This window comes from Aquamicrobium segne, assembly GCF_042656785.1.
Taxonomy (GTDB): domain Bacteria; phylum Pseudomonadota; class Alphaproteobacteria; order Rhizobiales; family Rhizobiaceae; genus Mesorhizobium; species Mesorhizobium segne.
Map to the genome: position 1 here is coordinate 1 of NZ_JBHSLL010000078.1, position 622 is coordinate 622.

A 622-nucleotide genomic window follows, 5' to 3' on the forward strand; every position below is an offset into this window, starting at 1 on the left:
CCGGTGCCGCATATCAAGCACGTTCTTTTCCACCAATCCTTTCTCCCAGCCCGCAGCGGGATTGCAGAACTCGGGCTCGAACACAAAGTGACTGGCCATGGCCGAGAACCGGGCATTGACCTGCCGGGCCTTGCCACGTCCGACCTTGTCGACCGCCGTGCGCATATTGTCGTAGATGCCGCGCCGGGGCACACCGCCCAGCACCCTGAAGGCGTGATTATGGGCATCAAACAGCATCTCGTGGGTCTGGAGCAGATAGGCCCTTACCGCAAAGGCCCGGCTGTAGCAGAGCTTGAAGTGCGCGATCTGCAGCTTGATCCGCTCGCCACCGATCAGCGCCCAGTCTTCACTCCAATCGAACTGGAAAGCTTCTCCAGGCTCAAAGGCCAGGGGAACGAACACGCCGCGGCCGGTGGTGTTCTGCTGGCGCTGGAAATCCTCTTTCCAGCGCCGGGCAAAAACCGCCACCCAACCATAAGAGCCTTCAAAACCAAGACTGACCAGATCAGCATGGATCTGCTTGACCGTGCGCCGCTGCTTGCGCGGCTTGCGGCTCTCAGCCTTCAGCCAGCCCGATAGCTTCTCGGCAAACGAATCGATCTTGCTCGGCCGCTCAGGTACC

The 622-nt window shown here is 60.6% G+C and carries 1 protein-coding gene; it reads right to left on the minus strand.

The window, feature by feature from the left end; translation table 11 throughout:
- Positions 1-622 (minus strand): IS21 family transposase (gene istA, locus ACFPLB_RS17575; protein ID WP_378232089.1); only part of this gene is annotated, 622 nt, incomplete at both ends.